Origin of the sequence: Pontibacterium granulatum, assembly GCF_029961155.1 — a bacterium.
In the GTDB taxonomy this organism is placed as follows: Bacteria; Pseudomonadota; Gammaproteobacteria; order Pseudomonadales; family Balneatricaceae; genus Pontibacterium; species Pontibacterium granulatum.
In genome coordinates, this window is sequence record NZ_JASBRH010000007.1 from 21,701 (window position 1) to 33,749 (window position 12,049).

6 protein-coding genes and 1 tRNA gene are annotated in these 12,049 nt (G+C 55.9%); 5 read left to right on the forward strand and 2 right to left on the reverse strand.

Annotation, left to right across the window (positions count from 1 at the left end; genetic code table 11):
- Positions 1-51 precede the first annotated feature (51 nt).
- The 3 genes from QKW35_RS08235 to QKW35_RS08245 all read left to right on the forward strand — a co-directional run bounded on the left by QKW35_RS08235 (position 52) and on the right by QKW35_RS08245 (position 5,843).
- Complete coding sequence (locus QKW35_RS08235) at positions 52-483, forward strand: universal stress protein (protein WP_282352224.1); 432 nt, start codon at positions 52-54, stop codon at positions 481-483.
- A 221-nt stretch (positions 484-704) separates the two neighbouring features.
- Positions 705-5,522 carry an NAD-glutamate dehydrogenase gene (locus QKW35_RS08240; protein ID WP_282352225.1) on the forward strand — a complete coding sequence of 1,606 codons (4,818 nt, stop codon included), beginning with the start codon at positions 705-707 and terminating at the stop codon, positions 5,520-5,522.
- A gap of 93 nt (positions 5,523-5,615) precedes the next feature.
- Positions 5,616-5,843 (forward strand): hypothetical protein, encoded by a 228-nt coding sequence (locus QKW35_RS08245; RefSeq protein WP_282352226.1) that lies wholly within the window; start codon positions 5,616-5,618, stop codon positions 5,841-5,843.
- Between the two features lie 680 nt (positions 5,844-6,523).
- Here QKW35_RS08245 and QKW35_RS08250 read toward each other — a convergent pair.
- Positions 6,524-7,570 carry an ATP-binding response regulator gene (locus tag QKW35_RS08250; protein ID WP_282352227.1) on the reverse strand — a complete coding sequence of 349 codons (1,047 nt, stop codon included), beginning with the start codon at positions 7,568-7,570 and terminating at the stop codon, positions 6,524-6,526.
- A gap of 75 nt (positions 7,571-7,645) precedes the next feature.
- Entirely contained in the window at positions 7,646-10,729 is a 3,084-nt protein-coding gene (locus QKW35_RS08255; protein WP_282352228.1) for an AraC family transcriptional regulator ligand-binding domain-containing protein, read from the reverse strand.
- 89 nt (positions 10,730-10,818) lie between these two features.
- Between QKW35_RS08255 and QKW35_RS08260 the strand changes: the two genes are divergently transcribed.
- Together QKW35_RS08260 and QKW35_RS08265 are read left to right on the forward strand one after the other, a co-directional pair.
- On the forward strand, positions 10,819-11,592 hold the full coding sequence (locus QKW35_RS08260) for a substrate-binding periplasmic protein (RefSeq protein ID WP_282352229.1): 774 nt from the start codon (positions 10,819-10,821) through the stop codon (positions 11,590-11,592).
- A gap of 105 nt (positions 11,593-11,697) precedes the next feature.
- Positions 11,698-11,774, forward strand: a tRNA-Val gene (locus QKW35_RS08265).
- Positions 11,775-12,049 lie beyond the last annotated feature (275 nt).

The following is a 12,049-nucleotide window of genomic DNA, read 5'->3' on the forward strand; positions in this document are numbered from 1 at the left end:
TACCCCGGTCGGGCATCTTCCAAGCACGCGACTATGCAGGAGAGAGCACAGATGTTTAAGAAAGTACTGGTTCCTGTGGACCTGGCCGAGCCAGAGTTCACCCGAAAGGCTATGCAACTGGCCCTGCGCGAAGTAGATGAAAATGCCGCAGAGTTACACCTGGTCACTGTTGTACCGGGCTTCACCAACTCGTTGGTGGCCTCGTTCTTCAGTGAAAAAGACCACCAGAAGGCCCTGACCGAGGTGGCACGTCAGTTCAAAAAATACGCCAAGCAGGCACTGCCGGAAGAACTGAAACCCGTTTTGAAAGTATTGGAAGGGTCGCCGGCAGAGATGATCGTAAAGTATGCAAAAGACCAGGCGATAGACCTGATTATCATGTCTGCCCATCATCGTTCCAAAGTGGACGAATTCCTGCTCGGATCGGTATCAGCGCGGGTGGTAGAGCGGGCTCAAAGCTCCGTTCTTTTGCTGAAAAACTGAGCAGTTTAAAGAAGGGCGAAAAAACGGGATTTTGTCCTGTTTGAAATCCAAATTCGGGAAAAGATTCTACAGATTTGGAAGCGCTAAGGGGTTAGCGCTTCTATACTTGTGGGCTTGCGAATAGGTCTGAAACGGCCTCCACAAGAGGGGTTCGGGCGTATTCGCAGCATCCATTGCATAACGATAAAACTAACGCCTAATACAGGATAAAATAACCGACAATGTCCGAACGAATCTGCGACAGCAGTGCGTTGCTGTCTCCGTTGAACGACCTTCTACAGCAACGCCTGTCTGCCGAAATGGCCACGCAGGTGACCGACTTCTCAAGTCATTACTACAAGACCGCAACTTCCGAAGAGCTGGCCGAACGCGCTTTGGAAAACCTCTACGGCGCCACCCTGTCGAGCTGGCAATGTATCCAGTCCTTTGATGGTCTTAAACCAAAACTTCGTCTCTACAACCCGGATCTGGAACAGCACGGCTGGCGCGCGCAGCACACCGTGATCGAGATCGTACAGACGGATATCCCGTTTTTGGTCGATTCAGTGCGTATGGCGCTGAACCGCTGTGGTCTGGTGATCCATACCATCCACAATGCCATTTTGTTTACCCGCCGTAACGAAAACGGCGAGTTGATCGAATTGTGTGAGAAGTCGGCTGAAGGCGCAAAAGCGGAATCGGTTATTTACCTCGAAGTGGATCGCACCAGCGACGGTGCTGAACTGAAAGCGATCCACGACCAACTGAAAAAAGTCCTCAAGCACGTGCATATCGCGGTGGAAGATTATGCTGCGATGCAGGGCCGTGCCGAAGCGATGCTGGCTGACTTGGCCGAGCGTGGTGAGCAGGAGGATATTCAGGCGTTCCTGCGCTGGATGCTGGACGACCACTTCACCTTCCTGGGGTACGATGAGATTCGTATCGATGGTGATCAGGTGCTGCCGGTTGAAGGCTCCGAGTTGGGGATCTTCAAATTAAATAAAAAAGCGTCCGGCAGTGCGCTGTCTGACCTGCGTGATGCCGAGCGCGAGTTCCTGCTGGAACCTTCCCCGCTGATGTTTGCCAAGGATGCCCGCTCCTCTCTGGTACACCGTCCGGCGTACATGGATCGCATCGTTCTGAAGCAGTTTGACGACGACGGCAATGTGACCGGCAAGATCCGCTTCCACGGTCTTTACACCTCCTCTGTGTACTCCCTGCCGATGTCCGCGATCCCTGTGATTCGCGATAAGGCGAACAACGTACTGGAACGTAGCGGTTTCGACCGCAACAGCCACAACGGTAAACACCTGCTGCAGATCATGAACGATCTGCCACGTGATGAGCTGATGCTGACCACCGAACAGCAGCTGCTGGAGATCGCCATGGGTATCTTCAGCCTGAACGAGCGCCGTAAGGCGCGCCTGCTGATGCGCCGTGATCGCTGCAACCAGTTCGTGACGTTCCTGTACTACGTACCACGAGACATCTTCACCACCGAGCTGCGCCTGCAGGTGCAGGATCTGCTGATGAAGGCGACCGGTGGTATCGGCAGTGAATTCACCACCACCTTCAGCGAATCTGTACTGGCACGCGTACAGTACGTATTGCGTATCGACCCGGACAATGCGCCGAACGTGGATATGGCGCAGCTGGAAGCGGAAGTGGTGAAAATCTCCCGCGACTGGAGTGACGAGCTGCACGCCGCGCTGACCGACGCATGCGGTGAAGAGAAGGGCAATCAGCTGCTGCACAACTACCGTTACGCATTCACCAGCGCGTACCGTGAGCACTTTGGTCCGGCCAGCGCTGTTTACGATATTCAGCGTATCGAAGCCCTGGGTGACGCCAACCCGATCACCATGAGCTTCTACCGTGTGCTGGAGCAGAGCTCCGAGCTGCTGCGCTTCAAACTGTTCAACGCCGGTGAGCCGCTGGTGCTGTCCGACGTGATCCCGGTGCTGGAAAACTTAGGGATGCGCGTAGTGGGTGAGCACCCTTACGCGGTGCGGCGTGCGGATGGCAAACAGTTCTGGATGCACGACTTTACCCTGATTTACCAAGGCTCCGAGCCGGTAGTGCTGGACGAAGTGCAGGACGTATTCCAGGATGCATTCGCCAGCATCTGGAGCGGCGGTGCAGAGAACGACGAATTCAACCAACTGGTTATCGGTGCCAATCTGAACTGGCGTGAAGTGGCAATGCTGCGTGCCTATGCCCGCTACAGCCAGCAGATCCGTTTTGGTTTCTCCCAGCCGTACATCGCAGGTGCACTGTCCCGTCACATTCAGGTAACCCGCCTGTTGGTGGCCCTGTTCCGTGCGCGCTTCGAGCCAAGCCGTCAGGACAGCGACAAGGTTAAAGCACTGGCAGATCGTATCGAGTCCAGCATCATCGACGCGCTGGACAAGGTGGATAACCTCAACGAAGACCAGATCTTGCGTCGCTTCCTGGAGCTGATCAAAGCAACCCTGCGTACCAGCTTCTTCCAGCGTGATGAAAATGGCGAGCTGAAGGATTACTTCTCCTTCAAACTGAGCCCGAAAATGATCAAGAACATCCCGCTGCCGCGTCCGATGTTTGAGATCTTCGTATACTCCGCGCGTGTGGAAGGTGTTCACCTGCGTGGCGGCAAGGTTGCCCGCGGTGGTTTGCGTTGGTCCGACCGTCTGGAAGACTACCGCACCGAGGTACTGGGTCTGGTTAAGGCGCAGCAGGTGAAGAACTCCGTGATCGTACCTGTCGGTGCGAAGGGTGGTTTCGTCGCCAAGCAGCTGCCAACCACTGGCGGCCGTGAAGCATGGCTGAACGAAGGTATCGCCAGCTACAAGATCTTTATCAGTGCGCTGCTGGATATCACCGACAACCTGGTGGCCGGTGACGTGGTACCGCCGGTTGATGTGGTACGTCATGATGAAGACGATCCGTACTTCGTAGTCGCGGCAGACAAAGGTACCGCGACCTTCTCCGACATCGCCAACGAAATCGCCGAGAGCCGTGGTTTCTGGCTGGGTGATGCGTTTGCGTCCGGTGGTTCCCAGGGCTACGACCACAAAGGCATGGGTATCACTGCCCGTGGCGCCTGGGAGTCCGTGAAACTGCACTTCCGCGAACTGGGCCTCGACACCCAGAGCGAAGAGTTCACCGTGATCGGTATCGGCGACATGGCCGGTGACGTATTCGGTAATGGCATGTTGCTGTCCGAGCACATCCGTATGTGTGCGGCGTTCAACCACATGCATATCTTTATCGATCCAAACCCGGATGCCGCGAGCAGCTTCATCGAACGTAAGCGCATGTTCGAACTGCCACGCTCCACCTGGGAAGACTACAACCAGGAACTGATCTCAGCGGGCGGTGGTATCTTCAGCCGTGCCGCCAAATGGATCGAGATCAGCCCTGAAATGAAAGAACGCTTCGCGATTGAAGCGGATCGTTTGACCCCGAACGACCTGATCAACGCGCTGCTGAAAGCACCGGTTGACCTGATCTGGAACGGCGGTATCGGTACCTACGTGAAAGCCAGCCACGAAACCCACGCGGAAGTGGGCGACAAGGCGAACGACGGTCTGCGTGTGAATGGTAACGAACTGCGCTGTAAGGTACTGGGCGAGGGCGGCAATCTGGGCTTCACCCAGCAGGGCCGTATGGAGTTCTGTGCCAACGGCGGTAAGTCCAACACCGACTTTATCGATAACGCCGGTGGCGTGGACTGCTCCGACCACGAGGTCAACATCAAGATCCTGCTGAACGAAGTGGTAGCCAACGGCGACCTGACCGTGAAGCAGCGTAACGCTTTGCTGCGTGACATGACCGACGAAGTGGCCGAACTGGTATTGCACAACAACTACGAGCAGGCACAGGCGATCAGTATCGCGCTGAACCACGCACACGGTTCCATGGACGAGTACACCCGCCTGATCAACCGTCTGGAAGATGACGGCAAGCTGGACCGCGAACTGGAGTTTATCCCGGCGCAGGAAGTGCTGCAGGAGCGCAAAGTGAATGGCCTGGGGTTGACCCGTCCTGAACTGTCTGTGCTGATCTCCTACGTGAAGGCCGAGCTGAAAGAAGGCCTGATCGACAGCTGGATCACCGGTGACGAATACCTGAGCCGTGAAGTGATGACGGCCTTCCCGCAGACACTGATCGAGGGTTACCGCGAACAGATCAACCAGCACCGCCTGCGTCGTGAAATCATCGCCACTCAGATCGCCAACGGTATGGTGAACACCATGGGTATCACCTTCGGTGAGCGCCTGAGCCAGATGGCGGGTTCTGCCTTTGACGAAGTGGCGGCTGCTTACGTCATCGCCCGTGATGTGTTCGGCATCCAGAAACTGTGGGCTGATATCGAAGCACTGGATAACAAAGTCGACGCCGCCCTGCAGCAGCAGATGATGGCTGACCTGATCCGTATGGGCCGTCGCGCGACCTACTGGTTTGTGCGCAACCAGCGTGCAGGCACTGACGTGGCAAGCGTGGTTGAGCAGTTCCGCCCAGCGGTACAGCAGCTGAGCAGTCAGTTGCAGACCCTGCTGAACGGCGAACCGCTGGAACGCTGGCAGCAGAAACACGACGAGCTGGTGGGTGCGGGTGTTCCTGCAGAACTGGCGGCCGTGGTGGCCGGTGCCGACAGCCTGTACTCCCTGCTGGGTGTCATCCAGGCGGCAGAAGAAACCGCTCAGCCGCTGGAGAAAGTGGCCGAGATCCACTTCAGCCTGGGCGACCGTCTGCAGCTGCACTGGTTCGACCACCAGGTGAAAGAGCTGGAAACCTCCAACCATTGGGAAACCATGGCACGTGACGGTTTCCGTGAAGACCTGACCCGTCACCAGCAGGCGATTACCGTCTCTGTACTGACTGCAGACGTTGAAGAAGCCGACGCAGCAGCAGAGAGCGGCAACGGTGCTCAGCTGGATAGCTGGTTTGCAAGCAACGAAACCATGCTCAAGCGCTGGCAGCGTCTGCTGAACGACATCCGCAACAGTGCTCAGCAGGATTTCGCGATCTTCACTGTAGCGATCCGCGAACTGCTAGAACTGGCGCAGGCTAAGTAATAAGCAAGCTGAAATGCCGCGGCTCCGATGATAGGGGCCGCGGATTAACTAAATACACTTAACTAAACCCAACACCCAAAAAGTAACGCCAACATGACTTCTAATAACCCTTTTCGTCCGGCAGTACTGATTCAATTCGCACTTCAGGTGCGCCAAATGGGAGAAAACAGCTGGTGGGTATACCGCTACGAGATCGGTCGTAACGGTAAACTGAGCCAGAAATCCCGCGTCGTATTCTTCGGCAACAGCCGTGCAGAAGCGGATCAGTGGATCGAGCGTCAGAAGGAAGAAGCAACGATTTACATGCTGTCTGGCAACTGATCCAAGCGGATTCGGACCACCAGACAGCAACGGTTATCCCCACGGATAGCTTTTACCAGAGTCCTCATGCAGGTTGCCCGTCCGAGCCCATGTAGGTTGGTCATCGCCAGGCGATGCCCAACAACAGGGATGTTGGACAAGGCCCCGAGTCACTCGCCGCTTTGATATGCGCAGATATCAGAGTGGTTGAAGGCAGCGCTTAAGCCCCGCAGCCTTCACCCCCAAGCAGCTGCTTTGCAGCTGCTGCCCCCTTTCTTTATCCCAGTAAAACTCCAGAATTATTTCCTCTGCAATCAACATAGATTATGTGCGGATTTTTGTAGGGTAGCCTTTAGGCTACCGGCACCCTGAAAGGTGCCCTACAGATCGTGTAGAGAGATAACTCGGCAGCGGCAGGTTATATGTTCCCACGCAGAGTATGGGAACGAGGCAAAGAAAGCTTGGAAGGTGTTTTGTAGGGTAGCCTTTAGGCTACCGGCACCCTGAAGGGTGCCCTACAATCCTGTAGAGAGATAACTCGGCAGCGGCAGGTTATGTGTTCCCATGCAGAGCCTGGGAACGAGGCAAAGAAATCTTGGAAGGTGTTATGTAGGGTAGCCTTAAGGCTACCGGCACCCTAAAGGGTGCCCTACAGAAGGCACGGCACTACGAGAGGAATGCCAAAGCGATGCCCAACACCCTCAAATCGGCAAGACGCAGCGCAATGCACCGTTATCTTCGATATCCAGCATCTGGCCATGCAGCTGCTCGGCCAATAACGTTATCTGTTGCTGCAGATGGACCACCCATGGCTCCTGGCTGAAGCGTGCCTGACCCAAGGTCTGGGAAACACTCAGCACCATCTGGTCATCCTGGCTACCGACCTGCATGGTAATTTTCAGATCGTTACCGCCAGCCTGCAAAATCGCCAACTCCACCAAACTGATCAACAACTGACGCAGGTACGCCGGATCGGTTTTGATCTGCGCGGGCAGCTGCGGATCAATGCTGTAATCCAACAGCCAGCCATCGCGGCGGCTTTGCGGCAGGAAGGTATGCAGTACTTCATCCATCAGGCTGATCGGCTCGATCATATCTACCTGGTGGGGTGCGCTGATCTCGTTCAGCAGGCTGATGCTGTTGTGCAGGCGCTGGTGTTGCGCATGTAGGTTGCTGGTCAGGTCTTTTGCAACTGGGTTCAGGTCAAACTGCTGCAGCCGTTGGCTCTGCTGAAGGATTGGCTGCATCTGGCCGTGGAGCTGTTTTGCCGCGGACTCCAGCAGCTGGCTATCGTTACCCGGTTGCTCCGGGCTCGTAGCGGCTTGCTGACGGGCGGATTTGATATCGCGGTAGGAGCGCAATGCAACCACCACGGAGGTTAGCAGACGGGAGGCAGACAGCTCGGCCTTACTCAGGTAGTCGTTGATGTCGTAGTTCACGATCACCTGGGCTTCCGGTGCATATCCCGGATGGCCGGTACGCAGGACGATGCGGATATCCTTGTTGCTAAGGTCGTTGCGGATATGCTCCACCAACAACAAACCGGCGTTGTCGGTTTCCATCACCACATCCAGCAACACCAGCGCGATATCCGGGTGTTGCGCCAGCATATCCTTGGCTTCGGTGCCGTTCATGGCACTGATCAGCTCAATCGGGCGTTGCTCAAACTCATAACCACGGAAGATCATCCGGGTGATGCCGTGGATGCCTTCTTCGTCGTCTACGACTAGTACTTTCCAGGGTGCCATACGCTACTACAAATCGTCTTAATAATTATTGTCGATGTGGCTGTGCTCGCACTTATTGCACGTTTGAGCAAACCGCTATTTTGCCAGCAAAGCGAGGCGCTGTACCAGTTGTTTTACCTTGGTATCCGCACCCCATCCCTCATAAAACCAGCGGGCTTCGTTAAAACAGAAACGGGCCAGGCTCGGTTGATCATAAGCACTGAGGTATTCGGCGTAACGCTCGTAGATCAGCGCCTTGTGGAAGCCAAACGGTTGCTCTCCTGTAGCTGCCAGTGCCTGTTCGAAAAAGCGACCTGCCAGCTGTCCGTCCAGGCGTGCCTTTTCTGCCTGTAACAGGAAAAGCTGACCGTTAAAGTTGGCCGGGCAGTGGCGTGCCCAGATCTCCAGACGCGACTCCAGTTGCTCCACCTCCAGGCGGCGACGTTTGCTGATCGCGCCCTGTTGCTGGGCCTGGATCAGGCGCATCAGGGCGGTACAGAACAGCGCTTCACTCACACCAAAGTAACCGGCCAGCTCGTTCTCCAGTTGGGATTCCCATTGGTAGAAGCTGTGCCAGAGGTGCTGTTGGTCAAGCAGCAGGGCGGCGATGATGGCGCTGACCGCCTGCCAGCCATGCTGGTATTCCACGGCATTGATACGTTGCTCGGTGGTTAACTGATCAATCAGTTTGAGTGCGGAGCTTTGTAGGCACTCGGCGGAGTACGCCTGATGCTGGTTGATCATCTGTGCATGTTGCTGCTGCAGATGTTCCCGTTGTGCCTTCAGGTCGCTGGTCGAGAACAGGTTGAGCTGTGCCAGCAGCAGACGGCTCTCACTTTGCAGTAACCACTGGCCGTGTTGACCCGTCAGGTGGTCGATCTGCTGCAGTTGCTCCTGCACGGAACGCAGTGGGCTGAACCAGTGCTGCACCTGACTGCAGTGGAGTAGGGCGGCACCGGTTGCCGAGTCGGTGTTTTCATTTTCCTGGATCAGGCCGCCGTAGCGGTTGGCCAGCTGCATGCCTTGCGCCGAAAAGGTCTGAGCGAGGGAAAAGTCGGCACAGAACCAGCTGGCAACCCAGGCGTAGGAAACAAACGCAAAAGGTGTGAGCGGGGTGCGGCCGTAACGCAGGCTCAGTTCGGTCATACGGCCAATAGCACAAGCAGCCAGCAACGGTTGGCTCTGCTGGCGGGCGAGCAGGGCGATCTGTTCCAGCAGCTGCAGGCGCACGTACTGAGAACTGTCGGTCAGCTCCTTCATGTCGGTGAGCGCCTGGGCGCTGAAGGCATCACTGATGTAGTTCAGCTGGGTAAGCAGCAACGACAGCTGCTCATTGGACTGTTGCGGCAATGCCTGATCGATCTGCGCCAGTTGTGCCAGTAGATAGTCGAGTGCATCCTCATGGCGACTCTGATGTTGCAGCAAACGGCTGGTCATCAACGCTGCGCGCCCGGTATCGGAACGGCTCAGCTTCTGCTGCTCAATCACATCCAGCGTTTTTTGTGCTTCTGCAATCTGACCCGCCAGCAGATACAAATTGGCACACTGCATACGGCGTTCAGTGGGATCAGGCAGTCCCTTTGCGGGAGGCAGGCCACAGGCGATAGCCATGTAGCGGCTGGCGGTAGCAAAATCCTGCTGTTTGCGGGCGAGGTCGGATGCACGCAGGGTCAGGCGCAAATAAGCCTGTTGCAGCTCGCTGTTGAGATGATCCGCGCCGATCTCCTGCAGATGAAACAGCAGGTCGCCAAGCTGTTCGAGCCCGGCGGAGCGGGGCAGGTTAGCGATCAGAAAGCGTGCGTAATTAGCGTGCAATCGCTGCCGGTTATCGCTAGCAATTGCGTGGTAGATCTGTTGCCACAGGTCGAGATCGGCAAATCGATACTGGGTGATGTCATCGCTATTCTGCAGGGCGATGATCAGCCCGGCTTGTTCCGCAGGCCAGAAGTGAATTGCCAGACGCGCCAACGGGTTGCCGGTGACTTCAGCTATCTGGTTGAGGTCAAAATGCTCACCGATGATTGCGGCCCGCTCCAGCAGTTCCAGGCTGAAACGGCTGAGGCCAGTCAGCTTATGTGATAATTGTTTCGCCCGATCGGGGGACTTCAGCCAGTCAGTGTTTGGCTGGCTGGTGGTCTGCGCTGGAACACTGTCGATCTCAACCGGTTTAACCTGCTGGCGGTATTCGCTGGGTGCCATTCCCATCCACCGCTTAAAGGCTTTCTGGAACGCGGATTGGTTGGAAAAACCCAGCTGGAACGAGATCTCACCAAAGCTGAGCTGGCCGCGCTGGATCAGCTGCAGGCACACCTCCCTGCGGGTCTGGTCGTAGATATCCTGAAAGCTGCTGCCTTGCTGGCCCAATTTGCGCTGCAGGGTACGCAGGCTAAGTCCAACGGATTCGGCGATCTGTTCCCGCCGTACACTGCCACCACCTTCGGCCAGCTGTTGGCGGATCAGGTTTCGGGTCTGGGCGGTGAGGGCGTTTTGCAGTGAGGCCTTACTCAGCAGGGAGTCTGCGAATTCCCGGTGCAGGTGATGCATCTCGCTGTTGGCGTCTACACAGGTCATCTGCAGGTAATCACTGCTCAGCAGGAGCTGGTTACGGGCCGCATCAAACTCTACTTCGGCGGCAAAGAACTGCTGGTAGGGCTGGATGTTGATTGGCTCAGGCAATGTTAGCTGTACCGCCAGGGCAGGGACCTGACGCCCGATTAGCCAGCGGGGCCAGTTGATCAGACAGGCGAGGAAATATTCCACCGCGTGGGGATCGTTGTCGTTCAGCTCCAGGGTTAAAACGGTGCCATCAACGTTCTGCTCCATCTGCAGCACCGCACCCTCAAACAGCAGTGGCAGGTAATCGATCAGTGTCTGGTAGGACTGCTCCAGGGTGGGCGCCGTGGACATCAGGAAGCCAATCGAACCCAGCATGCGTGGCTGGGTGGCTTCACCCAGATGCAGGGCGATGAGCGGGTTGCCACTGATCTCGGAGAGCTTGTCGAGCACCTTCGGATAGAGCGAAGCCGGAAAGCGCGCGCCGGGTTTGGTAAACTCCTGTTCGGGCAGTGCGGCAATCTCCAGAATACTCTGCTGCAGATCCTGCCCGGTCGGTTGACGGTAGTGCCGGGCCAGTTGCAGAACCGGCTCCAGAAGCTTGGCGGAAACTGTGGTTACGGCCATAGTAATAGCAATTAAGACCCTGTTGGCATATAAAGACCAATTCCGATGCGGCTGATCAAAAACGAGAAAGTGCAGAGTTAGATTATAATATGTCCTTGCGTGCCAGTATAAGCCGATTCCTGAGCAAACCTGCCCGATTTATGATCGGTGTGCTGCTGTGTGCACTGTTCAGTTCTGCTGTGTTTGCTGAGATCCTGCGCGTGGGCATGCCGTTGCCCGGACAAAATCCCTTCTTCTGGCGTGATGATGGGGGGGCTTACAAGGGCATCTATGTGGATACGCTGCGCCGTGTGGCGAATGATCTGGGCGTCGATCTCGAATTTATACCGCTGTCCCAGGCCCGTCTTCGCCGCCACTTTATCTCCGGCGAGATCGATATCGAGATGGGGGTATCACTCAACTTTGAAGTGCCACCCGAACTGGAGCAGGTCTCCTTCTACAGCCGCCCCTACGGCATCGTGAACGAAGTGATTATCTACAGCCCCCAGCTGTCGTTTCCGGTGTTTATCCTCAAGGACCTGGAGAACCGCCGCGTGGCCACCGTGCGCGGTACCTCCGTACCGGATAACCTGATCCGCGAAGACTTCGCCAACCAGTGGCAGATCGCCCAGCGGGTGCACCGGGGATGGAACGACGTAGGTCTGATGAAAGAGGTGCTGGCGATCCGCTACCAGCGTGAAGACAACCTCAACTACGAGATCTCGCTGCCCTATAACAGCAATCCGGTTGTGTTCCGTTTGCATGTGGATAAGAAGGCGCTGCTGCAACCGATGAATGAGTCGATCGAACGGTTGGAGGAGCAAGGTGAACTGGAACGCTTGGTATGTAAGTACCTTTGTGGCACGGGTGAGGTTAATCAGTAGGTTTTGCTTTAACCATGCAACAGGGCTTGAATCAGATTGGCGCAGACATTCGAGTGAATTTGGGCTTGCGCAGAAAAGCTGACTCACTATAATACGCCGGACTTCAGGACTATAGCTCAGTTGGTTAGAGCACCACCTTGACATGGTGGGGGTCGGCGGTTCGAGTCCGCCTAGTCCTACCAGAATTCTTAACGAAAACAGCCGCTTACGGGTCATGCCGAGCGGCTGTTTTTGTTTGTATATGGTGCTTAGACTGTTTGGGAAACCTTTGGGAAACATCGATGTGGAGTGAACGAGGGCGAGCCCGTTAACGCCTTACTATGAATATATGCTTTGAGTGTGTATTCCAGAGTGGTTGCTTCCCGTTAGTGTTGAGGATATTCAGCATCTGAAGAAAGGTAAGTCCTGCTGGCATTGCCGATATTACAACAGGCCTAAAACTGGGTTTATACTTGAT

Excerpts from the sequence above, each read along its gene's own strand:
- QKW35_RS08260 (WP_282352229.1), top strand. The coding sequence starts at position 10,819 with ATGTCCTTGCGTGCCAGTATAAGCCGATTCCTGAGCAAACCTGCCCGA.
- QKW35_RS08245 (WP_282352226.1), top strand. The coding sequence starts at position 5,616 with ATGACTTCTAATAACCCTTTTCGTCCGGCAGTACTGATTCAATTCGCA.
- QKW35_RS08235 (WP_282352224.1), top strand. The coding sequence starts at position 52 with ATGTTTAAGAAAGTACTGGTTCCTGTGGACCTGGCCGAGCCAGAGTTC.
- QKW35_RS08240 (WP_282352225.1), top strand. The coding sequence starts at position 705 with ATGTCCGAACGAATCTGCGACAGCAGTGCGTTGCTGTCTCCGTTGAAC.
- QKW35_RS08255 (WP_282352228.1), bottom strand. The coding sequence starts at position 10,729 with ATGGCCGTAACCACAGTTTCCGCCAAGCTTCTGGAGCCGGTTCTGCAA.
- QKW35_RS08250 (WP_282352227.1), bottom strand. The coding sequence starts at position 7,570 with ATGGCACCCTGGAAAGTACTAGTCGTAGACGACGAAGAAGGCATCCAC.